At 37.8% G+C, this 21,621-nt stretch carries 21 protein-coding genes; 12 read left to right on the top strand and 9 right to left on the bottom strand.

Features of this window, described 5'->3' with window-relative positions:
* Positions 1 to 3 precede the first annotated feature (3 nt).
* The 6 genes from EIY84_RS00900 (at position 4) to EIY84_RS00875 (ending at position 4,584) form a co-directional block, all read left to right on the top strand.
* The gene (locus tag EIY84_RS00900; protein WP_124639551.1) at positions 4 to 567 is read left to right on the top strand and encodes an acyltransferase; all 564 of its coding nucleotides are present in this window, start codon (positions 4 to 6) and stop codon (positions 565 to 567) included.
* Positions 568 to 1,725: a glycosyltransferase gene (locus EIY84_RS00895; protein ID WP_124639549.1), complete on the top strand. Its 1,158-nt coding sequence runs from the start codon at positions 568 to 570 to the stop codon at positions 1,723 to 1,725.
* A gap of 70 nt (positions 1,726 to 1,795) precedes the next feature.
* Positions 1,796 to 2,956, top strand: a complete 1,161-nt coding sequence (locus EIY84_RS00890; protein ID WP_124639547.1) for an AAA family ATPase — start codon at positions 1,796 to 1,798, stop codon at positions 2,954 to 2,956.
* A gap of 5 nt (positions 2,957 to 2,961) precedes the next feature.
* Entirely contained in the window at positions 2,962 to 3,519 is a 558-nt protein-coding gene (locus EIY84_RS00885; RefSeq protein ID WP_124639545.1) for a serine O-acetyltransferase, read from the top strand.
* A 4-nt stretch (positions 3,520 to 3,523) separates the two neighbouring features.
* A complete protein-coding gene (locus EIY84_RS00880; RefSeq protein WP_124639542.1) occupies positions 3,524 to 4,192 on the top strand; it encodes a carbonic anhydrase in 669 nt (222 codons plus the stop codon).
* A gap of 149 nt (positions 4,193 to 4,341) precedes the next feature.
* Positions 4,342 to 4,584 (top strand): hexameric tyrosine-coordinated heme protein, encoded by a 243-nt coding sequence (locus EIY84_RS00875; protein WP_124639540.1) that lies wholly within the window; start codon positions 4,342 to 4,344, stop codon positions 4,582 to 4,584.
* A 59-nt stretch (positions 4,585 to 4,643) separates the two neighbouring features.
* Here the strand turns inward: EIY84_RS00875 and pth are convergent, their stop codons facing one another.
* From pth to mfd, 5 genes are all read right to left on the bottom strand, one after another.
* Positions 4,644 to 5,207, bottom strand: a complete 564-nt coding sequence (gene pth / locus EIY84_RS00870) for an aminoacyl-tRNA hydrolase (protein WP_124639538.1) — start codon at positions 5,205 to 5,207, stop codon at positions 4,644 to 4,646.
* Between the two features lie 97 nt (positions 5,208 to 5,304).
* On the bottom strand, positions 5,305 to 6,129 hold the full coding sequence (locus EIY84_RS00865) for a hypothetical protein (RefSeq protein ID WP_124639536.1): 825 nt from the start codon (positions 6,127 to 6,129) through the stop codon (positions 5,305 to 5,307).
* 9 nt (positions 6,130 to 6,138) lie between these two features.
* On the bottom strand, positions 6,139 to 6,996 hold the full coding sequence (locus EIY84_RS00860; protein ID WP_124639534.1) for a hypothetical protein: 858 nt from the start codon (positions 6,994 to 6,996) through the stop codon (positions 6,139 to 6,141).
* 153 nt (positions 6,997 to 7,149) lie between these two features.
* Entirely contained in the window at positions 7,150 to 7,755 is a 606-nt protein-coding gene (locus EIY84_RS00855) for a hypothetical protein (RefSeq protein WP_124639532.1), read from the bottom strand.
* 87 nt (positions 7,756 to 7,842) lie between these two features.
* Positions 7,843 to 11,217: a transcription-repair coupling factor gene (gene mfd, locus EIY84_RS00850; protein ID WP_124639530.1), complete on the bottom strand. Its 3,375-nt coding sequence runs from the start codon at positions 11,215 to 11,217 to the stop codon at positions 7,843 to 7,845.
* 282 nt (positions 11,218 to 11,499) lie between these two features.
* Here mfd and EIY84_RS00845 point away from each other — a divergent pair, with 282 nt between their 5' ends.
* The 3 genes from EIY84_RS00845 (at position 11,500) to EIY84_RS00835 (ending at position 13,802) form a co-directional block, all read left to right on the top strand.
* Complete coding sequence (locus EIY84_RS00845) at positions 11,500 to 11,814, top strand: hypothetical protein (protein ID WP_124639528.1); 315 nt, start codon at positions 11,500 to 11,502, stop codon at positions 11,812 to 11,814.
* A 69-nt stretch (positions 11,815 to 11,883) separates the two neighbouring features.
* Positions 11,884 to 13,386 (top strand): GH3 family domain-containing protein, encoded by a 1,503-nt coding sequence (locus EIY84_RS00840; protein ID WP_124639526.1) that lies wholly within the window; start codon positions 11,884 to 11,886, stop codon positions 13,384 to 13,386.
* Positions 13,387 to 13,445: 59 nt separating this feature from the next.
* Positions 13,446 to 13,802: a hypothetical protein gene (locus tag EIY84_RS00835; RefSeq protein ID WP_124639524.1), complete on the top strand. Its 357-nt coding sequence runs from the start codon at positions 13,446 to 13,448 to the stop codon at positions 13,800 to 13,802.
* A gap of 1 nt (position 13,803) precedes the next feature.
* Here the strand turns inward: EIY84_RS00835 and EIY84_RS00830 are convergent, their stop codons facing one another.
* The gene (locus EIY84_RS00830; protein WP_124639522.1) at positions 13,804 to 14,142 is read right to left on the bottom strand and encodes a DMT family transporter; all 339 of its coding nucleotides are present in this window, start codon (positions 14,140 to 14,142) and stop codon (positions 13,804 to 13,806) included.
* 62 nt (positions 14,143 to 14,204) lie between these two features.
* Between EIY84_RS00830 and EIY84_RS00825 the strand changes: the two genes are divergently transcribed.
* Both EIY84_RS00825 and EIY84_RS00820 read left to right on the top strand, forming a co-directional pair.
* A complete protein-coding gene (locus EIY84_RS00825) occupies positions 14,205 to 15,440 on the top strand; it encodes an MFS transporter (protein ID WP_124639520.1) in 1,236 nt (411 codons plus the stop codon).
* Positions 15,441 to 15,677: 237 nt separating this feature from the next.
* A complete protein-coding gene (locus EIY84_RS00820) occupies positions 15,678 to 17,744 on the top strand; it encodes a T9SS type B sorting domain-containing protein (RefSeq protein WP_124639518.1) in 2,067 nt (688 codons plus the stop codon).
* Positions 17,745 to 17,870: 126 nt separating this feature from the next.
* Here EIY84_RS00820 and yajC read toward each other — a convergent pair whose 3' ends face one another.
* Genes yajC through nusB form a run of 3 tightly spaced genes read right to left on the bottom strand, consistent with a single transcriptional unit; the run spans position 17,871 to position 19,666 of the window.
* Positions 17,871 to 18,188, bottom strand: coding sequence for a preprotein translocase subunit YajC (gene yajC / locus EIY84_RS00815; RefSeq protein WP_124639516.1), 318 nt, complete (start codon positions 18,186 to 18,188; stop codon positions 17,871 to 17,873).
* A gap of 8 nt (positions 18,189 to 18,196) precedes the next feature.
* Positions 18,197 to 18,736: a DUF1573 domain-containing protein gene (locus EIY84_RS00810; protein ID WP_124639514.1), complete on the bottom strand. Its 540-nt coding sequence runs from the start codon at positions 18,734 to 18,736 to the stop codon at positions 18,197 to 18,199.
* Positions 18,737 to 18,760: 24 nt separating this feature from the next.
* Positions 18,761 to 19,666: a transcription antitermination factor NusB gene (gene nusB, locus EIY84_RS00805; protein WP_124639512.1), complete on the bottom strand. Its 906-nt coding sequence runs from the start codon at positions 19,664 to 19,666 to the stop codon at positions 18,761 to 18,763.
* A gap of 265 nt (positions 19,667 to 19,931) precedes the next feature.
* Here nusB and EIY84_RS00800 point away from each other — a divergent pair, with 265 nt between their 5' ends.
* Entirely contained in the window at positions 19,932 to 21,611 is a 1,680-nt protein-coding gene (locus tag EIY84_RS00800; protein ID WP_124639509.1) for an ABC transporter ATP-binding protein, read from the top strand.
* Positions 21,612 to 21,621: the final 10 nt, after the last annotated feature.

The raw sequence follows: 21,621 nt of genomic DNA, 5'->3' as shown, positions 1-21,621 counted from the left end.
CACATGACCTACCTATATCGAATTTTGCTAAAGCTCCACACTTTATATGAAGATTTAATTAAAAAAAGCACTCTGAAATTAGCTTTAAAAAGAGGTCTTAAAGTTGGAAAAAACATTTATATACAAGGCATTCCAAATTTTGGATCTGAGCCTTATCTAATTGAGATTGGTGACCATGTAACAATAGCACAAGATGTAACTTTTATCAATCATGGAGGCGAAGCCAGGGTGACCAAAAGAATAGAAAAATACAAAGACGAACGCTACTTTGGAAGAATAAAAATAGGCAACAACACTTTTATTGGCAAAGGAACTATTATCCTACCCGCTGTTTCCATTGGTAACAACTCTATCATTGGTTCAATGTCCGTGGTAAACTGTTCCATTCCAGATAACTCTGTTTACGCAGGAAATCCGGCAAAATTCATTTGTACTATTGACGATTATGGAGAAAAATTAATGAAAAACAATGTGATTTACCCTCGAGAAATCGAACAAAATAGAAAACAACTTGATGAATTTTTAATAAAAAACCTCCCACACACCTATAAACCGGTAAAAAAGTAAATGTTCCCCCAAAAAAAAATACTCATTAGGATAGGTTCTCTTCGTCATGGCGGCGCAGAGAAAGTCTTGGCTACCTTCCTCAAAAATTTACCCAAAGACAAATACGAAATCGATCTTTTGCTCAACCTCTATTCCGGAAAATACCTTGCCGAAATCCCCGATTGGATAAATATTAAGTACCTGAATAAAGGCGAAATGATTACCACCAACCGACTTCAGGATATTCCGAAAAAAGCCTTCAGAGTGATCTATCAAAAGTTGTTGAAATCTTTTCCAACTTTATTGTATAAATTCATTCTAAAAAATAAAAAATACGACATAGAGTTTGCGGCCATCCATGGTTTTCGAGACGAGATCTTGGGGTCGCCCATAAAAACTTCAAAAAAAATTATTTGGATTCATAATGATTTGCGGAAAACACATTTCCATAATTATACAGATGCTGAAATTCGAAAGTTTTTTGGCTATGATAAAATCATGGTGATCTCCGAACACATTCAACACGATTTTGAAAGTCTCGCCAAAAACGAAACTGAAAAATCCAAAATTGTTAGAATTTACAATCCATTAGATACAGCGGAGATCGAGGCTAAGGCTGAGGTTAAGAACCATCAACCGACAACCGACAACCAACAACCCTTATTTGTTTCCATTGGTACGGTTTTTCCGCAAAAAGGTTATGATCGACTTCTGAAAGTTCATAAACAATTATTAGATGAAGGCTTTCAACATCAAGTATTAATCATCGGTGACGGTTATGATTTTGAAAACATAAAAAAACTTCAACACGAATTAAAAGTTGAAAGAACTTCAACCCTACTCGGTTTTACAGACAATCCTTATCCTTATCTGAAACATGCGGATTATTTTGTACTAAGTTCCAGATACGAAGGTTTCCCAACGGTTTTGTTTGAAGCCATTGTCCTAAAGAAAAACATCATCGCGACCGATGTTTCGGGAGTTCAAGAGATGTTGGAAAACGGAAAATTAGGATTGATGGTAGAAAATTCTGAACACGGAATTTATACAGGAATGAAACAAGCTTTAAGTAAGCCTGAATCTTTTGAAAAGTACCAAAAAGAATTTCAAAACTATACAATGCCTTTTGATTTGAAAAATTCTGTAAAGGAGATCATCGGGATATTGGATCATTTATAAAAACATTTTGTACCTTTGGCTTACCAATAGGTAAGTTACCAACAAGTAAGTTACTGTTAAGTAAGCTGCTATGAAAAAAGAAATTTCACCGTTTGCATTTGGGCATATCGTTAATTTACAATCTTTTACCAATAGAGAAGATGATGTTGCAAAGTTGAAAAAAAACATCTATTCCGGGATAAACACCATCCTTATTTCACCAAGAAGATGGGGAAAATCATCATTGGTTGCAAAAACTTGTGCAGAAATAAGTCATGAACGCCAAGATATTAAGATTGTAAAAATTGATTTATTTTCTTGTAGTGACACTCAAGAGTTTTTAGAAACTTATGCCAAAGAAGTTCTTAAAGCATCTGCAGATAAATGGGAAGAATGGATAACAGACGCTAAAGAAGTATTTAAAAACATCATTCCGAAAATTAGTTTTGGCATACAACCGGAAAGTGATTTCAGTTTGTCTTTTGAATGGAAAGAAGCCGAAAAAAATATGAGTGAAATTTTGGCTTTACCTGAAGTTTTAGCCCAGAAAAAGAATGTACAATTCTTAATTTGCATCGATGAGTTTCAAAATCTTTCCCAATATCAAGACTATAAAAAATTAGAGAAAAAACTCAGAGCCAGTTGGCAAACTTTTAAGCATTGTGTTTTTTGTTTATACGGTAGCAAAAGACATCTGATGACTCAGCTTTTTAACGATTCTTCGGCTCCATTCTATAGATTTGGGGATATTTTCTTTTTAGAAAAAATTAAAAAGGAAAAATGGATTAGCTTTATTCAAGAAAAATTTCATCAATCCGAAAAAGAAATCCATCCAGAATGGGCAGAGAAAATCCCGAAACTGATGAAAAATCATTCTTGGTATGTACAACAATTTTCTTATTATATTTGGTCTGAAACAACGAAGGAAGTCACCGAAGAAATTTTCAATAATGCCTTAGAAAGGCTTATCCAAAGCAATGTTCCGCTTTTTCAACAACTGATAGAAGAACTAAGTATTGGGCAAATCAACCTCATTAAAGCTATTATTAATCAAGAAAAACAATTATCGTCTAAAGCGAATCTTAGCAAATACAATCTGGGAACCTCCGCCAACGTAACCAAGAATAAGGAAGTTCTTTTAGGAAAAGATCTCATTCATAAAACCGATCAACTTTTCGAGCTTTTAGATCCTGTTTTTGAACTCTGGTTCAGAAGAACTTTCCTGCGAGAAAATATCATTCCAAATTTATAATAACCATGTCTCCAAACCATTCCATCATTCAAAAAGATTTCTACCGTGCCACCGGGAAATGGCTTTCCAAAATTCAAATCTGGAAAGCATGTTTCAGTCCGAATTTACACTTTATTTATTGGCTCAGAAAGGCTCAAAGCCAACCTAAAAACAGTTGGAAAGGCAAACTAAACCGATTGATTCTAAGGCATTATCAGATCAAATACGGTTTCCAAATTTATCCGGAAACGCAAATTGGCGAAGGTCTCTACCTCGGACATTGGGGAGCCTTGGTCATCAACCCCAAAGTGAAAATAGGCAAAAATTGTAATATTGCACAAGGCGTAACCCTCGGCCAACAAAACCGTGGAAAAAACGCTGGAGTGCCCACCATTGGCGATGAAGTCTGGATAGGAGCCAATGCCGTAATTGTCGGCGGAATAAAAATTGGTAACAATGTTTTGGTCGCTCCAAATTCATACATTAACTTTGACGTCCCAAATCATTCCGTAGTTTTGGGCAACCCTGCTAGCATTATCCCAAACGATCATGCAACCGAGGGATACATCAACAATAAAATCTAAACTAATGAGTAAAAACTATGAAACCATTTTTGAAAACAATAAAAAATGGGTAGAAGAAAAATTGGGCGAAGATGCCGATTTTTTCAATAAATTATCCGAAGGACAAACTCCAGAATACCTGTACATCGGTTGCTCGGACTCCAGAGTTTCTGCCGAAGAACTGATGGGACTAAAGCCAGGAGAAGTATTTGTGCACAGAAACATCTCCAATGTCGTTAACACTTTGGACATGAATGCTACTGCCGTAATCCAATATGCTGTAGAAAATTTAAAAGTAAAACACATCATTGTTTGCGGGCATTACGGTTGTGGCGGTATAAAAGCTGCGATGACCCCGGAAGATTATGGATTGATGAACCCTTGGCTAAGAACCATAAGAGATGTGTACCGATTGCACCAAGAAGAATTGGACAACATAAAAGATCCTCATAAAAAATACGACCGCTTGGTCGAACTCAATGTACAAGAGCAATGCATCAACATCATAAAAATGGCCTGCGTACAAGAACGCTATTTAATTGATGAATATCCAATGGTCCACGGTTGGGTTTTCGACATGAAGACAGGGAAACTGGTCGATTTGAAAATTGACTTTAAGAAAATCCTAAAAAACATCCAGAAAATCTACGACCTTACCAATTCCAATTGGATGAAAAGCATCAAGAAAAAATAGTTTTTTTTATTTGGGCACCTTTACCGCCCTCCGTTCCCGCTTTTTATTTTTTTGTCAAGACAATTTCCTTACAAAAAAATAAAAGAGCTCCACTCAGGTCGGGGTGCAAAGTCAGAATAAAAATATAAGTAACAAAATAAAAATACAGTATGGAAAACACAGAAATTTGGCTAAAAAGCCTCATCACCAAAACCCCACAAGAAGGCAGAGAATTGGCAATAAAAATGTCTAGAAAATCCATTGCTGCCATACAAAGAGATCCAGAAGCTAGAAAAGCAATGCGTAATGACTATGCCAATGATACGGCTCAGCTGATTGCATCGGCACATGTTATCGCGGTAGAATTCCAAACGATAGCCATGGCCAACAATTATTGGAAGGACGCTAAATAATCTAAAAAAAATCGGAAGTAATCATCATTACCTCCGATTTTTTTTATACTACCCATTTGTCATTTACCGTTAAAAGTATTCATCGTGTTCTGCACACCGGCAAAAACGAACGATAAAGAAGCTTTTGCAAAAAATTCTATTCGTTCTTTCAGTTTTTCATTTTCTTCTTCGGACCATTCTCCCAAAACATAATCCACTTGCTTTCCTTGGGAAAAATCTGCAGAAATCCCAAACCTCAACCTGGAATAATTTTGTGTTTGCAATTGCTCCTGAATGTTTTTCAACCCGTTATGACCGGCATCAGAACCTTTCATCTTAAGGCGAAGCGTACCAAAAGGAAGTGCCAAATCATCGGTGACAATCAGTACATTTTCTAGTGGAATGTTTTCTTTTTGCATCCAAAACTTCACTGCTTTCCCACTAAGATTCATGTAGGTGTCCGGTTTTAGGACAAAAACTTTTCTTCCTTTATATTTTCCTTCGGCCATCCAACCAAAATTAGCGGAACTGAACGAAACCTCTAGGGATTCAGCAATTTTTTCAGCCACTTTGAAGCCGATGTTGTGTCGGGTATTTTCATACTCGACTCCTTTGTTTCCTAGGCCTACAATAAGATATTTCACGATTTTCTTGTATAAAAAATAATTGCAAAGATAGATTTAATCACAAAAAATCCCAAACCTATCGGCTTGGGATTCTTTATAATTTTAAAATTCAACTTTAGTTAGGTTGATAGGTATAATTGATGATATCGGTCCCTTCCGTTGCTACCGTTGGCATGGATGCAGTCCCATAAGTATAGGCATAATTTTTTGTCTGAGTCTGCCCCATCACCTCAATTGCAACAGAACCTGCATTATTGGGAGACAGATAGTTGGCACCCGAAGAATTATAGGTACTGTAATACGCATATTCTTTTGGGATTCCGTAAAGATAACTCACCTTAGAGTCGTACCCCGAATAGGTGGTAGTCACCGTAACTCCCGGCATTGGAATATTGGCATTTAATACTCCCGTTGTAAATACCGACTGAGAAAGGTTGTATCCCGTATAGGTCAAATCATTTTGAGCATAATTTACAATTGCAACTCCAGCGACCGTTTGGGTTCGGGTTGTATAGGTTTTGGTTAATTTATCATTGGTATAAGTGAAGGTTGTTGCCACATCGCTTGTTGTCCCTGCAGTTTCTTCAGTTCCTTGCAAACTGGTTAATACAGTACCGGAATACACAAAATTCAAATTAAAATTGGTAACAGCACCACCGTTGTTGGCATCTTTGTAGAAGCCGGTAATGTTGGATATTTTGTTATTGTTATACGAAATCTGCTGAAGCATATTGTTATCCGTATCCGATAGTTTAATAAACTTATTCCCACCCATGTTATAGATTAAAACATTGGTGCTTCCGGTTGTTGATATCTTATGAATGATTTGGTGTGGTCCGTTAAGATCAATCTCGTCCATCCCAACAACATCTCCTGATGAATTACACGATAAAACTAAGCCCAAAGAGGCCAATCCCAATAGAAGATTTATTTTAAACATTTTTTACTATTAAAAAGGTTTGTACTGAAAAAACACATTAAATGAAGTTGCCAAATAATCCTGAGGATCATAAGTATTGGCTGTAGTAACCACTGTTGGATTAGGCATAAGGTGTGTCTGGAAACTCATCTTTTTAGGATTGTTCGTAGAAAACTTATATGCATTTCCCGTTTCATCAATCGCTTGTGACAATAGGTATGCAAAAGGAATTAAAGAATAAGGACTTTTCTTATCGTCGAAGTTTTCAAACTTATATGTGGTATTTACGATGGACGGTACAAATTGTCCTGCCGTAATCACACCTTGGTTTTTCACCAATTGGGTTACATTTTTATTTGTGGTATAAGTAAATGCAGTACGAGCATACGCATTGTACTCAAACGGTTGTCCTGCAACCACTTCACCCGATTTCACAATTAATGAGTCAATGGATTTATCGGCTTTATACTTAACGGTAATTTCAGATTTAATATTGATCGCAGTTGCTTGACCTGCCGGCGTTACATTTCTATTTTCGATCACCGTATTGATTACACCGTTGTTATCGTAGTTGAAATTTTGTGTGTAAGACACCATATTATTTCCTACAAAACCGTTAAATGAAATTTTGTCAATAGCATTTCCGTTGTACGAAATAAGGGTTGCATCGTTGGTCCCGATTGCACTGGTTAGGTTATATCCTGTATAATAATAGGTTAGGGTATCTCCCACCATCGTCTCTCTAAACAACGCTCTTTTACCGATTAGCCCACCTTGATTGGCATCCATATCGTTCAAAAGATTTCCATCTATTTCTGAAGATCTGCTGCACGATTGCACAGAGAACATCACAACAGCAGCGGCAAAAAGAGATATATTTTTTTTCATTTTCTAATTGTTATAAATTTTGACAAATATAAATTAATTTTCCAAAATAAAATGTGTTTTACTCTCTATAATTAAAACAAATAACAATACAGACATCATTTTATTAGTCGAAAAATCATTGAAAAACAAAATATATTCATCAACATAAACAATTTATGGTAAGGTAGAAAGTTTGATTTCGGAAATGGATCGTGACAATTCATCAACGGGATAATCGCCATCCACTTCAATGAGATAACGATTTTTATACAAAAACTTTAAGCTCGAATCGGTGGTTTCTCCGCTTGTATCTTGTTTCACCAACATTTTCACCCCGTTTATTTCAGTTACTTTTTCAAAACCGGTCTCGGTTTCTTTTTCCATATCCGATTGCAGGGTAAACATGATACCGGTCACAATACTGCTCCCTACACCCGCTCCATCGGTGATTTTAATTTCTACTGACTTTTGCCCGTCGGAATTTTTATACTTTGCTTCCCCCATAGAAACTTGGAGTATCGCCGCTTGTCCGGAGGAGTATTCTGTTCGCTTATTTCCCATAAAAACATCTGGGAAAATAGCCTTTATTTGGTCGTTGGTAATGGGCGTCAATTTGCTTAACTCTTCAATATGTTTGCTCAGTTCATCGGCTGAACTTGCAATTTTACTCAGAGATGACACTTGATCTATTGCCTGTCCCAAACCGCCTTCTTTTTTAGCTTCTTCTTTTTTACAGCCTATCAAAGCAACAGCTGCAAGTAAAATAATATACTTTTTCATCGGTTTATGTGTTTCGTTTCTTGTGTTTTTAACTAAAAAGTCTTTACAAATTTAATTAAAAAATAACAAACTGCATACAACACACAACTACCCAATGCTTTTTGAAATTAAAATTTTACTCAATAAAATATTAACCCCTTCAATATCTTCAACTTTTTCTTTTCTCATCATCAGTTGGTTGTTCTTTTCTTTGAGTACTGCCTCCTGAGGATTTTGTGTAAGATAACTGAGAATGTGACGGAATTTTTCGCTTTGGTAAAATTTATCCTGAGGATTATCCGGGAAGTACCCCAAAAACACGCCGTTTTTCATCACAATTTTATCAAATCCTATCTCAGAAGCCCACCATTTTAACTCTACCGACTTCAAAAGATTAATGGCTTCCTCCGGCAATGCACCAAATCTGTCAATCAGTTCATTTTCAAAATCTTTCAATTCTTGGGCACTCCCCAGTTCAGATAATTTTTGGTACAAGGAAAGTCGCTCTTCTATGGAACTCACATAGGCATCGGGTAACATCAGTTCAAAATCGGTATCGATGTTGACCTCCTTGGTGGATTTGAATAATTTTTTCCTTTCCTCTTCATTTTCAAACAAATCTTCAAATTCTTGATCGTTTTGCAATTCCTCCAAGGCTTCTTGCATGATTTTCTGATACGCCTCGAAGCCCATTTCGTTGATGAAACCACTTTGCTCTGCCCCTAAAAGATCTCCGGCACCACGGATTTCTAAATCTTTCATTGCAATTTGAAAACCCGATCCCAAATCCGAAAATTGCTCGATGGCCTCCAATCTTTTTCTAGCATCCGAAGTAACCATATCGTAAGGCGGAGTGATCAGATAACAAAATGCTTTTCTGTTGCTTCGCCCTACTCTACCGCGCATTTGGTGCAGGTCGGCCATGCCAAATTTCTGTGCATCGTTGATGAAAATGGTATTGGCATTGGGGACATCGACCCCACTTTCCACAATCGTTGTAGAAACCAAAACATCGTACTTCCCATCCATAAAGTCCAAAATTCTTTTTTCCAACTCTTTTCCTTCCAATTGCCCATGTCCAGTGATCACTCGGGCATCCGGAACCAATCGTTGGATGATCCCGGCAATATCCTTCAGGTTTTCAATTCGATTGTTGATGAAATAAACTTGCCCATCCCTTTGCAGTTCGTAGGAAATGGCATCTCTCAGAAGTTCTTCATCAAAACCAACCACTTGCGTATCCACCGGCTGACGGTTGGGTGGTGGCGTCTTAATAACCGACAAATCCCGAGCGCCCATCAATGAAAATTGCAATGTCCTTGGAATGGGAGTTGCGGTCAAAGTCAGCGTATCTACATTGGATTTCATGGTTTTCAGTTTGTCTTTTACCGAAACCCCGAATTTGTGTTCTTCATCAATAATCAAAAGTCCCAAATCTTTGAATTTCACTTTCTCCGAAGCCAATTGATGGGTTCCGATCACGATATCAATTTTGCCCTCTGCCAAACCCTTCAGTGTTTCACTTTTCTGTTTTGCTGTACGGAAACGGTTGAGGTAAGATATGTTCACCGGAAAATCCTTGAGTCTTTGCATAAAACTTCGGTAATGCTGAAATGCCAAAATGGTGGTCGGCACCAAAATTGCCACTTGCTTGCTGTCGGTTGCCGCTTTGAAAGCTGCACGAATGGCAACTTCTGTCTTTCCAAAACCCACATCGCCACAGATCAATCGATCCATTACGGTTTCGGCCTCCATGTCTTTTTTCACATCAAAAGTAGCCTTCTCCTGATCCGGAGTATCTTCATAGATAAAACTGGCTTCTAATTCATTTTGAAGATATGTATCCGGAGTGTACTGAAAGCCCTTGGCTGTTTTTCTTTTGGCGTATAGTTTTATAAGGTCGAAAGCCAACTGTTTTACTCGGGCTTTGGTTTTTTGTTTCAGAGCCTTCCACGCTGGCGAACCCAGCTTTGACAGGGTAATTTCCTTTCCGTCGGGGCCGTTGTATTTAGAAATTTTATGCAAAGCATGAATGCTGACATAGAGTAGATCTCCATTTTTGTAATTGAGTTTGAAGCATTCCTGAACTTTCCCATCGTTGGTCACCTTTACCAAACCCATAAATTTGCCTATTCCATGGTCGATATGGGTAATGTAATCGCCCACTTTCAGTGAGACCAAATCTTTCAGAGTGATGTGTTCGGACTTGGCAAATGCCGTTTTGGCCTTGAAGCGTTGGTAACGGTCAAAAATCTGATGATCGGTGTAAATGGAGATCAAACGATTGGCATCAACAAAACCTTCATGCAGTTCGGAAACGAAATCGTTCTCCCAAAAACTTTCCAAATCTTCGCCTCCAATTTCTCTAAAAATGGACTCCAATCGGTCTTTTTGTTTCTCGGAAGAAAAAGAAATCCAAACTTGATAACCTTGTTGTTTTTTCTGGGTTAAATCCTCCAATAAAAACTCGAAATTTTTATGAAAACTCGGCTGTGGACTTTGCTGAAGCACCAATTCTATAGGTCGCAAACCCAAAATCGGGCTGTTCCCAAAATCGATGGTCTTGAACGAATTGAGTCCGTTGGAAAATACAAATTCTGAAACAAACAAATCTTCGGGGCTGATGTGTGCGATGGTCTCGCTAAGTCCGGCAAAATTCTGTTCGGCTTTGGCAAAATAGTCTTTAATTTTCCTAAGGCTGTCTTTGGCATTTTTGGTAACGACGGTGCTTCGTTTGTCCATCAAGTCCAGAAACGAAATCTTGGATCCCGACACCGAATAATTCATATTGGACACCAGCTGAAAGCCATCAACCTTACGGATGGACAGTTGGGTTTCTATGTCAAATTCTTTTATACTTTCGACCTCGTTTCCAAAGAAAGAAATTCGGTACGGCTTTTCGTTGGCATAGGAAAAGACATCGACAATACCGCCACGAACGGAAAACTCTCCAGGTTGGGAGACAAAATCTACAAAATTGAAGGAAAACTGGCGCAGCAATTCTTCCGTGAAATCAAAATCCAACCGCTCACCCACTTTTATCTGATGCGTGATGGCTTTAAAATCTTCTTTTTTAATCACTTTTTCCGAAAGTGCAAGTGCATGAGTTACGATGACTTTCGGGTTTTTGTCCGTGTTCAATCGGTTCAAGACTTCTGTTCTCAGTACGATATTGGCATTTTGGGTTTTCTCGATTTGGTAGGGCTGTACCAAAGTTTCTGGGAAGTACAGGACTTTATCCTCGCCCAACATTTCTTCCAATTCTGTTGTGGCATAAAACGCAGTTTCTTTGTCATCCAAAACAAAAAGAACATCCAAACCTGAGCTAAGAAAAAGTTCGGCAACAAAAATTGTGGAGAAGGATCCGGCCGTTCCTTTAATAAAAACATGTTGATTTTTTTCGGAAAGATCAAAAATTTCCTGTCCAAATCCTTGTTTCAACAAAGATGGGATTAGGGTTTGGTTGATGGTTTTAAGAGACATAAACTGTATTTTGCATAAACGCCAAACACGATTTGGGAACAAAGTCCGAAATCGTTAGAGCTCAGCAAAGGTAAACATTATACAAAGAATGAAAAACGGGTAAGCGGAATTTAGAAAGGAATTTTATAGATGTTCTAAGCTCTTAATGTTCCTTCATCGTGACTGATTCTTGGGCCAACCTTAAGTTTATTTTAAGAATTTATAAAAATTGGTTAATTTGTGAAAAAAGATTTTGCCCATTTTAAATATTTCCTACATTTACAACATCAAAATAATAAAATAATGAAAAAATTTCTTACTGCAATGTCCATCATTTTAGGATTGGGACTGGCACAAGCACAACACACACAGGCAGCAACAACCGTTACTACCCCACCTCCTACAAAGGCTTTGAAAGTTGAAAAACAAAAAGTTGAAAAAAAAGCAGCCAAAATAGAAACTTCAGCTAAAAAAGAGGCTGCTAAAGTTAAAGAGTCGACAAACAAAACAGGGCTCAAACTTAAAAAAGACGGCACCGTGGACAAACGATTCAAGGAAAACAAGCACTTGAAAAAAGACGGCACTCCGGATAAAAGATACAAAGAGCACAAAAAATAAAAAATCATAACTTTTCATTTTTCTCAAAAAGCCTACAGATTATTTTGTAGGCTTTTGTAATTTTGTTACATGTTAAAATTCTTCAAGAAAAAAGCAGCCAAAGTTTGGGCTAAAAAACACCTTTCCGATTGTGAAAACTTCAAACAAAACGGAGTTCAATTGCAAGAGCAACTCTTGTTGGACTTGGTGAAAAGATCCGAAAAAACACTCTTTGGCATTGCCCATCAATTTGGACAAATAAAAACCATAGAAGATTTTCAAAAATCTGTACCCATCACCGACTACGAAGGACTGAAGCCGTACATTGAAAAAATAAAACATGGAGACCGAAACATCTTGTATCCCGAGAAACCGGAATATTTTGCAAAAACTTCCGGCACCACTTCGGGCACCAAGTACATCCCACTAACCAAAGAAGGCATCGACTGTCAGGTAAAAGCCGCACAAAGTGCCATCTTCCATTATATTTCACAAAAAAATAACGCCGATTTTGTGTGTGGGAAAATGATTTTCTTGCAGGGAAGTCCAGAATTGGAGGAAATTGCCGACATAAAAACCGGACGACTTTCCGGAATTGTTGCCCACCACATCCCGCAGTATTTACAAAAAAACAGACTCCCAAAATACGAAACCAACATCATTGATGATTGGGAGACCAAAGTGGACACGATCGTAAAGGAAACCGAAAAAGAAAACATGACCCTGATCTCGGGCATACCGCCTTGGCTCATCATGTATTTTGAAAAACTCATCGAAAGGAATGGTAAAAAAATAAAAGAACTCTTCCCCAACCTTCAACTCATCATCACCGGAGGGGTCAATTATGAGCCGTACCGACAAAAAATGCAGGAACTTTTGGGCGCTGAGGTAGATGTTGTACAGACCTTCCCTGCCAGCGAAGGCTTTTTTGCCTTCCAAGACCATTATAAAGAAGAAGGGCTTTTGCTGCTCACCCATCACGGGATTTTCTATGAATTTATTCCGTTAGAAGAATTTGGAAAAGAAAATGCCAGAAGACTGACCCTGAAAGAAGTAGAACTGAATAAAGATTATGCCCTGATCCTGACCACCAATTCCGGACTTTGGGCTTATTCGATTGGAGATGTCATCAAATTTATTTCTAAAAAACCGTACCGAATCTTGGTTACCGGAAGGACTTCTCATTATACCTCGGCGTTTGGAGAACATGTGATTGCCGGTGAGGTTGAAGCCGCACTAAAAGATACCGTGGAAACTTTTCCTGCCCAGATAACCGAGTTTCATCTGGCTCCACAAGTGAATCCAGAAAATCAATCTTTGCCGTATCACGAATGGTTTTTTGAATTTGAAAAAGAACCGGAAAACTTGGAAGATTTTAGGCAAAAATTGGATCTTGAGCTGAGAAAAAGAAATTCGTATTATGACGATTTAATCTCTGGAAATATCCTTCAAACCCTAAAAATAACGAGGTTGCAAAAAAATGCTTTTCAGGATTACGCAAAATCGGAAGGGAAATTGGGAGGACAAAACAAAATCCCGAGATTATCCAATGATAGAAAAATTGCTGATTTCTTAGATAAATTAAAGAAGTAGCATCTCTATTAGGATATTATTCAAAATTATAATACATTTGAACGATAAATATTTTAAAAATGAAAAAACATTTACCTTTAAAATCAATTTTATTTGCAAGTTTATTCGTTGCCTCCTCTTGTGCAACGACCAAATATTCCGATGATCTTAGCAAAAACGATTATTCGCAATTACAAAGTGGAAAGTCATACTCATTCTCACTAAGAGACAGCAAGTTAAAGCAAAAAATGAGATTTCACAAAATAAAAAACGACAGCATTATTGGTTTTACAGGGAAAAAAGACAGCATCCAAATTTCTTTAGCTAAAGGCAATGTGACCGGAGTGAGGGACAATACCAAAGCAACTGTTACTACGGTTGGTACCGTAATTGGAGCTGCAGGCGCTATACTAATTGGCATCAGTGCAGCGAGATAAATTAATGTTCGCTAACCGCTTTCAGCCCGACAACAGAAATAATTAATGTCGTCACAAAGAACATCCTCCAAAAAACAATGGGTTCTTTGAACAAAATAATTCCGGAGAGCACACCTCCCACAGCACCAATTCCCGTCCAAACAGCATAAGCTGTGCCGATGGGAATTGCATTTTCACCAGAAATCGCTTTGTACATAAGAAACATAGACATCGATAGGCTGATCACAAATCCCAACCACCAAAATAGACTTTCGCGCCCTTCGGACTGTTGTGCTTTTCCAAGACAAATGGCAAATCCCGTTTCAAACAATCCTGCAATAATGAGTATAATCCAATTCATGGTTGCAAAAATAAGAAGACTAAATTCAATCTTAGACCATTAAAATATTTTATTTTTGTAACATGTCAAAAACATCCCCACTACAAACCCTTTCTATTGTTGAATTTAGAAATTTATTAACCGGAAGATTTTTAATTATCCTTGCTTTTAGAATGCTTGCCACTTTGTTGGGATGGTGGGTCTATCAGCTTACCAAAGACCCATTTTCCATTGGTCTTATCGGATTGTCGGAAGTGATACCCGCTGTGAGTTGCGCCCTGTTTGCAGGACATGTCATAGATATGAATGAAAAAAAACGATTGCTTTTAATCTGCAATTATGCTTATATATTGTTGATCGGCCTGCTGTTAATACCCGCATTTTTTGGCCACAAATTGGACATGTCAGGGCATCAGATTACCTACTTTATTTATGGAGTCATCTTTTTCACGGGAATCGCCAGAGCTTTTTTAGGCCCCATCGTTCCGTCGATGATTCCAAAAATTGTTGGCAAAGAAAAACTTGCCGGAGCAGTAACACTTAACCAAGCAACTTTCTTAAGTTCATCGGTAATGGGACATGCATTGGGAGGTTTCTTAATTGCTTTTATAGGCATAGACCGGACTTTAGTTATTATTGTCAGTCTTATTTTATTTGCTTCACTAATGTTCTGGCAACTAAACCCACAACATTCTGAATACAAAAACGAAAGACCAGAAGTCTTTGAAAGTATAAAAACAGGAATTTCCTACATCTACAAAACCAAAGAAATATTAGGCGCACTTTGCTTGGATATGTTTGCGGTCTTGTTTGGTGGAGCTGTCGCCATGATTCCGGTATTTGCGAGCGACATTTTAAAAGTAGGCGCTGAGGGATTTGGAATCCTGAACGCTGCTTCGGACATTGGGTCCATGTGCGTGATCATAACGCTTTCCTTCTTCCCTCTAAAAAAGAATCAAGGAAAAATATTATTGGCGGTTGTTACTGGTTTTGGACTGTGCATCATCGGGTTTGGTCTTTCCAAATGGTATTGGCTTTCGTTTGGATTCTTGGTGCTAAGTGGTATGTTGGATGGCATTTCGGTAGTCATTCGTGGGACCATTGTTCAATTAAAAACACCAGATCACATCCGTGGCAGAGTACTGAGCACCAACTCCATCTTCATTATGAGCAGTAACGAGATGGGACAATTTGAAAGTGGAGTTGCCGCAAAACTTTTGGGTGTAGTGAGATCCGTTGTGTTTGGTGGTATAATGACCGTTGCAGTAGTTAGTATTGTTGGTCTCACCAATTCAAAACTCAGAAAAATGCAGTATTAGAGTCCGTTTAATTTTCTTTGCAAAAAAAGCCGACTCCTAAATTAATTTTTTTCACATTTTTCATCATTATACTTATTGGGTTAAACAAAAACAATCAAAACTAAAGCAGTCTGTAAAAGAAAACAACGACACCTTCAGGACAATTCATCAAAAAGAGATAGAAACATATAAAATATTAACAAAAAAAACCTTGTATCAACAACGATTTATTTATATTTTTGTTGATATTTTATTAACATGAAAAAAATTCTATTTCCTTTACTACTAACAATATCACAAATACTCTGGGCGCAGTCCGATTGCGTCTCTGCTTTACCGGCTTGTGGAAATTCTCAGATTTCGTACACTCCAACTGGACCAGGTCAGATTTTAGAAGACTTGGGCGGTTGCTTATCTTCAGACGAACACTATTCCGTTTGGTACACTTTTACTGCTGCTACCGCCGGAACTTTAACTTTTGAAATTGTACCAAACGGAAATGCCGATTACGACTGGGCAGTTTATGGTCCCAACAAACCATGCGGTAATCTAGGAGCACCTATCCGATGTTCTTATGATGCACCACCCAGCAACAACGGCCTATACAATACCGGACTTAGCTTAACCGCAGCCAACCTAACCGATCCCGCTGGCGGTACGGGATACTGCAGATACTTAGATGTACTTCCGGGACAAACTTATTATTTAGTTGTGGACAACTTCTCCCAAAATGCAAACGGTTTTGTCCTAACTTGGGGAGGAACTGCAATCCTTTCTAACCCATTTAATCAACAACTTCAACCCAACCCATTCATCGCTCCAGGACCTAATCAAGATGGAGAAGTAGTCATCTGTACCAACCCTGCACAATTTGATTTCAGCACACTTACTGACGGCATCATCAATGGAAACCCTAACTTCCATGTTAGCTACCATCTTTCCAACAACGATGCTCTTACAGGAAACAATCCTATCATAGGTATGGTCAATGTAAATACAGCGGCAACCTATATTTATGCCATTTATTTTACCGACCCCAACAACCCAAACAATGGAGTACTGAGCAAGTGTAAGCAATTTGGCACCATCACTTTTGACCAAAGAGCCATCACCACCATGGATGCGGTACTCACCGAATGCAGCAGTAACGATGTTGGAGTTGCCTCTTACGATCTGACAACTGCTAATGTCAACAACGACCCAGCGGTTGTCAAGAAATATTACGCCAGCATGGCCGAACTAAATGCAGGAATAGAGATTGCAAATCCATTTTTGTACACCTCTGCCGAAGGTGAAGTATTTGTAAAAGCTACAAGTCCTTTTGGCTGTACCAGCATTGCAAAAATCACTTTAAAATTTCATCCATTGGCAATTAAAAATGACCAAACCATGAAAATGTGTCATTTGGAAAACCTACCGTCTAACGGAATATTCAACTTAACCCAAGCCAATGTTACCGGTACTGCGGGTATTGTAAAAAAATATTATCCATCACCAACTGATGCTGTAAACGAAACCAATGAAATCCTAAATCCTACTGCATATAACGCTCCTAACGGTGTTGTTTTTGTTAAATTAATTACCAATCAAGGATGTTATAATATCGCAAAGATTACTCTGGAAGTTACGCCTCCGGATCCATCTCCAATCTTGAAGGATCAGGTTATTTGTACCGAAAAAACAACGACTTTGGATGCCGGTCCCGGTTATCTAGAATATCTATGGAGCACAGGAGAGACCACGCCGAGTATTTCCAATGTTGGAGTTGGAGATTATTGGGTAAAGCTAACCAAAGACGGTTGCGAAACCTTACAAAAGGTAAAAATTCTACCGGTTGATGTCCCATCCATTACCAATGTTGAAATTGGAAACGGAACCCTTGCCGTAACGGTATATGGAGGCAAAGCACCTTATAAATATTCATTGGACAATATCACTTGGCAAGACTCCAATGTTTTCACAGCAGTACCAAGGGGTGTTACGAAAATCTATGTAAAAGACGAGAGCAATTGCGAACCCATCATCACTGAAGTTACTGTACCGAACATCATCAACCTAATCACTCCAAATGATGATGGTGTAAATGATGTTGTGGATTACTCTGCACTTTCCATGAAAGACGATCTTACATTCACGGTATTTGACCGATACGGAAGCGTATTGCACCAAGCCAACAAAAACAACAACTACCAATGGGACGGAAAACTTGGCGGTCGTAAATTGTCAACAGGCACTTATTGGTATGTCATCACTTGGAAGGAAAAAGACGCCAACAAAACTCCAATAAAATTCAGCGGTTGGATCATGGTTAAAAACCGAGATTAAACCAAAGCTACAAGTACAAAAAATCGGTTGCAAAAATTTGCAGCCGATTTTTTTTATGCTTTCATAGGTCTAAAAAAAGCATCCAGCTTTTGAAAAAGATGGATGCTTTAACATTATACAAGATAATTATGATTTCTTTTCTTCAGTTCCTTCTGGGAATCTTGCCTGAGTGTATTCTCTAGAAATAGCTGACTTTTCGAATTTCAATTTACCAGAAAGTGTTTCCAAGACCACACCGTCTTCTGCGATTTGAGCGATTCTAGCGTGCATCCCTGATGTTGTGACTACTCGTTGTCCGACTTTTAGATTTTCTTGAAATTTCTTTTCTTGATTTTGCTTACGCACTTGTGGACGAATCATTAGGAAATAAAAACCCGCAAACATCACCACCATCATCAAAATCATGGTTGTATTGCTACCTTGTGCTTGTAATATCGTAATCATACTCTGTATTATTTAGGTTGAATATCTGCTGTGAAAGTTAACAAAATAGGCACAGCATTTACATTGGCATAGACTTCAGCTTGCTTTTGCACCATTCCGTCAAATTGTGCAGAATCGAATTTTAAAGTAATCTTACCTTTTTTTCCAGGTAAAATGGGCTCTTTGGTATAGTCCGGTGCTGTACAGCCGCAAGCCGGTTTTACATGAGCAATTATCAAAGGATTTTTCCCTGTATTGGTCACTTCATAAGTATGTTCAACCACTTGTCCTTTGGTAATTTTTCCAAAATTAAAATTGCTTTCAGAAAGCACCAAATTGGTGATGGGCTTATCTTTGACATCCTTTGCCAAATCTTCCGGTTTATACACAGGACTTTCTTCCTGTGGCATTTCTGCAGATTTAGCTGCCAATTCCGGTTTCAACTCCAGCTGATGATCCACCACTTCAGTTTCAGGAGAAACTTCCGTTGCCACTTCTTTTTTTTCTTCTTTACACCCTACCAAAGCGAGAGATGTAAAAATAACAGAAGCAAAAAATTTGTTTTTCATAATATTATTTTAGTTCAAATTGGATTAATTTCTATTCAGATCTTTGATGTATTTATCCAAAATACCGTTTACAAAAATATTGGATTTTTCGGTAGCAAATACTTTTGCAATCTCAATATATTCGTTAATAATCACTCGGGATGGGGTGAATGGGAAATGATCCAACTCGGAAATGGCGGCGATAAGAATAAGCTTATCCATTAGAGAAACCCTTTCCAGATCCCAGTTTTGCAATCTTTCTTGAAGTTTTTTCTCGGTTTCTTCCCAATTGTTCAGGGTTTCTTTTAGAAGTTTGGTTGCAAATTGTCTATCCTCTTCGTCCTTTATCATTCGGATTAGGGTATCGTTTGGCCCGTCTTCCTTCATGAACCCAAGGGTTTTCTGAACCATGGAATTGGCAATATGAAAATCATCTGCCCAACCAATTTCTTTATCCTCCAATCTGGCATGGAAATCTTCATTTTCCGCAACATACCTCAGGAACAGTTTGCCTATGAATTTTTGATCTTCTACAAAACTGATCCCATCTTCTTTCATAAAATCTTGGTATCTTTTTCCAGCAGTCATCCTTTGGAAAGTTTTCACCAAGAGTTCATCGTGCATGTCCCACTTCAATTCTTTATATTTTGAAGTAAAACTGCGTCTCTCTACATTCTCATCCAACTTGATAAGAACTTGGTTTCGGATAAATTTTTGATTAGGATTAAGCTCATGATCGGTCTTGATAAATTTATTTTTACCAATCTCAATTTGTCTTTCAGCCATATCTTTCAAAGCAATCAAGAAATTGAGCTGATAAATGTACAAATGATAAATTTTTTCGATACCGGAGAACATTTGTCTTTCCAGTGCCTCAAATTTAATTGGGTTTTGGTGGTAGGAGTATAGTGTCTCTACTACCTTTTCGCGGATTTGTCGTCTTCCTAACATTCAAAGAGCTTTTAGTGGGTGCAAAGATAACAAATTTTTATTTTAATTTTAAACAACGATTTCATGGATCTTTACTTTAAGACGAAAAAAAAGCTTTAAGAAAAGAACGGAAACCCCGTAATACAAGTTACAAACCGTGTTATTGATTCCATCAATTCGCCCAAAATACGATTAAAAACACAGATAATATCCTTACTTTTGCATGACAAAATTTTTGATCAATACCCAAAATTTAAACCTGAAAATCTTCTTTTTACAATAAAAAATGAACGCATTAAAAACTTTGAATCCCTATTTCTGGAAACACAGAGTCATGTTGTTTTGGGGATTCTTATTTATTGTTGCCAGTAATTTCTTCAACATTTACAAAGTACAGTTTATTGGAAAATCGGTTGATGAATTATCCAAAAATTTACTCAACGGAACCAATACCACCGTCCTTACGAATGTGGCCATCATCATTGGATCTTCAATACTTACCGGAGTTTTCACTTTTATGATGCGACAAACCATCATCGTGAGCTCCAGAAGAATAGAATATGAACTGAAAAATAAAATCTACAACCACTACCAAACCTTATCGTTCACCGAATATAAAAACACCACCATTGGCGACCTGATGAACCGGTTAAGCGAAGATGTTGTTGCCGTGAGAATGTATTTGGGACCGGGGGTTATGTATGTAGTTAATTTGATCATCTTGGTCATCATCACAGCAATTTATATGATGAAAACCAATGTTGCCATCATGCTTTGGACTTTGGTACCACTCCCCATTCTGTCCTATGCCATTTACAAAGTAAGCTCCATCATCAACAGAAAATCCAAAATCGTACAGAAAAGTCAGGCTGCCATTTCTACCTTTGTCCAAGATAGTTTTTCAGGTATCCGTGTTATTAAATTTTTTGCGAAAGAAAATTACATTGAAAAAAACTACGGTGAAAAAGTTGCCGAATACCAGAAAAAAGCTCTTGACCTGGCAAGTGTCGAAGCCTATTTCTATACCATTATCCTTTTTGTTATCGGATTGTTGAATGTTGTAATCTTGTACATCGGGGGCGAAAAATACATTTCTGGAGAATTGAAAGTAGGTGCCATTGTGGATTTCTTTATGTATGTCAATATCCTCATTTGGCCTTTCTCCATGGTGGGTTGGGTAACTTCTGTAAACCAAAGAGCAGAAGCCGCCATGCAAAGAATCAATGAATTTCTAGACAAAAAACCAGAAATCGTAAATAAAAACAATGAAATATACCCGATTACGGGTGATATCGAATTTAGAAATGTATCCTACACCTACCCCAACACAGGCATTGAAGCGATCTCCAACCTTAGTTTCAAAGTAAATGCTGGCGAAAGTCTTGCCATAATGGGAAAAACCGGCAGCGGCAAAACGACCATTGCACTTTTATTGTGTCGATTAATAGACCCGAGTTCCGGTCAAATTTTAATCGATGGTAAAGACCTGAGAGAACACAACCTGGATCTTTACAGAAAACACATCGGTTACATCCCACAAGAAAGTTTCTTGTTCTCCGACACCATTGCCAACAATATAGGTTTCCCAATTGACCATCCGGATTCTGAAAAAGTTGTAGAATATGCTAAAAAAGCAGATGTTCATAAAAACATCATCCACTTTAAAGACCAATACAACACCAAGGTTGGTGAAAGAGGGGGCATGCTCTCAGGTGGCCAAAAACAAAGGATATGCATAGCCAGAGCTTTTATAAAAGAACCTGCAATATTACTTTTTGACGATGCTCTTTCGGCATTGGATACAGAAACTGAAGAAAATATATTACAAAACATTGAGTCTGAATTGGAAAAAAAGACCTCGATAATTATCTCACATCGTAAATCCAGCACCAAGTACGCAAATAAAATACTGAACCTCAGTAAATTAAAAAAATCAATACAAAACACAAGTTTAGATAACGATTAAATAAAAAAAA

This window comes from Amniculibacterium aquaticum (assembly GCF_003852705.1).
Classification (GTDB): Bacteria; Bacteroidota; Bacteroidia; order Flavobacteriales; family Weeksellaceae; genus Amniculibacterium; species Amniculibacterium aquaticum.
The sequence above is the reverse complement of the archived record's forward strand: the minus strand, read 5'-3'. Positions and strand labels throughout refer to the sequence as shown.

What these genes read in the sequence shown, in the direction of transcription:
- EIY84_RS00900 (WP_124639551.1), top strand. Translation starts at nt 4, where the DNA reads ATGACCTACCTATATCGAATTTTGCTAAAGCTCCACACTTTATATGAA.
- EIY84_RS00895 (WP_124639549.1), top strand. Translation starts at nt 568, where the DNA reads ATGTTCCCCCAAAAAAAAATACTCATTAGGATAGGTTCTCTTCGTCAT.
- EIY84_RS00890 (WP_124639547.1), top strand. Translation starts at nt 1,796, where the DNA reads ATGAAAAAAGAAATTTCACCGTTTGCATTTGGGCATATCGTTAATTTA.
- EIY84_RS00885 (WP_124639545.1), top strand. Translation starts at nt 2,962, where the DNA reads ATGTCTCCAAACCATTCCATCATTCAAAAAGATTTCTACCGTGCCACC.
- EIY84_RS00880 (WP_124639542.1), top strand. Translation starts at nt 3,524, where the DNA reads ATGAGTAAAAACTATGAAACCATTTTTGAAAACAATAAAAAATGGGTA.
- EIY84_RS00875 (WP_124639540.1), top strand. Translation starts at nt 4,342, where the DNA reads ATGGAAAACACAGAAATTTGGCTAAAAAGCCTCATCACCAAAACCCCA.
- EIY84_RS00865 (WP_124639536.1), bottom strand. Translation starts at nt 6,129, where the DNA reads ATGTTTAAAATAAATCTTCTATTGGGATTGGCCTCTTTGGGCTTAGTT.
- EIY84_RS00860 (WP_124639534.1), bottom strand. Translation starts at nt 6,996, where the DNA reads ATGAAAAAAAATATATCTCTTTTTGCCGCTGCTGTTGTGATGTTCTCT.
- EIY84_RS00855 (WP_124639532.1), bottom strand. Translation starts at nt 7,755, where the DNA reads ATGAAAAAGTATATTATTTTACTTGCAGCTGTTGCTTTGATAGGCTGT.
- mfd (WP_124639530.1), bottom strand. Translation starts at nt 11,217, where the DNA reads ATGTCTCTTAAAACCATCAACCAAACCCTAATCCCATCTTTGTTGAAA.
- EIY84_RS00845 (WP_124639528.1), top strand. Translation starts at nt 11,500, where the DNA reads ATGAAAAAATTTCTTACTGCAATGTCCATCATTTTAGGATTGGGACTG.
- EIY84_RS00840 (WP_124639526.1), top strand. Translation starts at nt 11,884, where the DNA reads ATGTTAAAATTCTTCAAGAAAAAAGCAGCCAAAGTTTGGGCTAAAAAA.
- EIY84_RS00835 (WP_124639524.1), top strand. Translation starts at nt 13,446, where the DNA reads ATGAAAAAACATTTACCTTTAAAATCAATTTTATTTGCAAGTTTATTC.
- EIY84_RS00830 (WP_124639522.1), bottom strand. Translation starts at nt 14,142, where the DNA reads ATGAATTGGATTATACTCATTATTGCAGGATTGTTTGAAACGGGATTT.
- EIY84_RS00825 (WP_124639520.1), top strand. Translation starts at nt 14,205, where the DNA reads ATGTCAAAAACATCCCCACTACAAACCCTTTCTATTGTTGAATTTAGA.
- EIY84_RS00820 (WP_124639518.1), top strand. Translation starts at nt 15,678, where the DNA reads ATGAAAAAAATTCTATTTCCTTTACTACTAACAATATCACAAATACTC.
- yajC (WP_124639516.1), bottom strand. Translation starts at nt 18,188, where the DNA reads ATGATTACGATATTACAAGCACAAGGTAGCAATACAACCATGATTTTG.
- EIY84_RS00810 (WP_124639514.1), bottom strand. Translation starts at nt 18,736, where the DNA reads ATGAAAAACAAATTTTTTGCTTCTGTTATTTTTACATCTCTCGCTTTG.
- nusB (WP_124639512.1), bottom strand. Translation starts at nt 19,666, where the DNA reads ATGTTAGGAAGACGACAAATCCGCGAAAAGGTAGTAGAGACACTATAC.
- EIY84_RS00800 (WP_124639509.1), top strand. Translation starts at nt 19,932, where the DNA reads ATGAACGCATTAAAAACTTTGAATCCCTATTTCTGGAAACACAGAGTC.